Source organism: Acidiphilium sp. (assembly GCF_049977125.1).
Lineage (GTDB): Bacteria > Pseudomonadota > Alphaproteobacteria > Acetobacterales > Acetobacteraceae > Acidiphilium.
Window position 1 is genome coordinate 1755 of record NZ_JBMFGY010000230.1, and the last position, 1814, is coordinate 3568.

1 protein-coding gene is annotated in these 1814 nt (G+C 66.6%); it reads left to right on the plus strand.

Annotation, left to right across the window (positions count from 1 at the left end; translation table 11 throughout):
- Positions 1 to 1711, plus strand: a 1711-nt coding sequence (locus ACP5E6_RS17225) for a heavy metal translocating P-type ATPase (protein ID WP_427956262.1), incomplete at its 5' end; no start/stop codon positions are given.
- Between the last annotated feature and the right edge of the window lie 103 nt (positions 1712 to 1814).

Genomic DNA, 1814 nt, shown 5'->3' on the forward strand with positions numbered 1-1814 from the left:
CGGGCTGTGGCGGGGCACGTTCGGGGTTGATCTGATCGCGTTGCTGGCGATCGCGGCCTCGATCGCGCTGGGGCAGCATCTGGCGGGCGCGATTGTCGCTGCGATGGTCGCCAGCGGTGCGGCGCTCGAGGAATATGCCGGGGCGCGGGCGCGCCGCGAGTTGGCGGCGCTGGTTTCGCGCACACCGGTTATTGCGCATCGGTCCCGCGATGGCATGATCGTCGATATCGCGATCGCGGCGGTGGCAATCGGCGATGAGTTGATTGTCAAGCCGGGCGAGGTGGTGCCGGTCGATGGCGTGGTGGTGCAAGGTCCGGCGATTTTGGACGAATCCGCCTTGACCGGAGAGCCATTGCCGGTGACGCGAGCGGTCGATCAAACGGTGCGCAGCGGCGTATTGAATGCGGGAGGCCCGTTTATGCTGCGCGGCACGGCGACGGCGGCGCACAGCACGTTCGAGGCGATCGTGCGGCTGGTCCGATCTGCGGAGCGCGAGCGGCCGCCGATGGCGCGGCTGGCCGATCGCTGGGCGCTCGCGTTTCTGGCGGTGACCCTGGCGTCGTGCAGCGCAATTTGGCTCTGGACCGGTGAGGCGATGCGCGCGCTCGCCATTCTTGTTGTGGCCACGCCGTGCCCGCTCATCCTGGCAACGCCGGTCGCGCTGATCTGTGGCATTTCGCGGGCGGCCGGGCGCGGTGTGATCATCAAGGGCGGCGGCGCGCTCGAGCGTTTGTCCCGCGCAAACGTGGCTCTGTTCGACAAGACCGGCACGCTGACGACCGGATTGCCACGGATGACCGGAGTTGAGGTGCTGGAGGGTTTCACCGCCGCGGCGGTGTTGCACGATGCGGCATCGCTCGAGCAGTTGTCGCAGCACGCGGTCGCGGTGGCGATTACCGCGGCCGGCGCCGCAGGATCGGCGCTGACCATCCCCGCCGATGTCGAGGAAATGCCCGGCAGCGGTCTGGCCGGTCGGATCGGGGAGCGGCGCGTCATGATCGGCGGTGCTGGCCTGTTGCGTGCCAATGGCATCACCCCGCCGGAAGAGGGGAAGGCGGTTGCGCAGGCGCAGGCGGCGGCCGCGGCGGCATGGGTGGCCATCGATGGTCGGGTGGCCGGGGTAATCCTGCTGACCGATACCGAGCGCTCCGAAGCAATGACGACCGTGCAGGCCCTGCGCGCGGCCGGGTTCAGGCGGCTGGTGATGCTCACCGGCGACCGCGCGGACCCTGCAGCGCGGATCGGCAATCATCTGGGGCTCGATGCGGTGTTCGCGGAATTGTCCCCCGCCGATAAGATCGCGCGGGTCCGCGCCGAGCGGGCATACGGCATGACGATGATGATTGGCGATGGCATCAACGATGCGCCGGCGCTTGCGGCGGCTGACATCGGCGTCGCCATGGGTGCACGCGGTGCTGCGGCGGCGGCGGAAGCGGCGGATGTTGTGTTGATGGTCGATCGGATCGACCGGATCGCAGAAGCGATTACAATTGCACGCCGTGCGCGCAAAATCGCAGTGCAATCCATTGCGGTCGGGATGGGACTATCGTTCACCGCCATGGGGGTCGCCGCGTTGGGATACCTGCCGCCGGTGCTTGGCGCTCTGTTGCAGGAAGTCATCGATATCGCGGTGATACTGAATGCCTTACGTGCGCTCGGCGGCGATAGTGCCGGTGCGGCATCCAGTTCGATGCCTAGCACCCGCGCCTGATCAATCCTGTCGTCTCAGTCGATCGTCTGGAGAGATCGACCTTCCCGACTAGAGCATTTTCTGATCAGATGGAGTCATCTGATCGGATAAAAATGCTCTATTT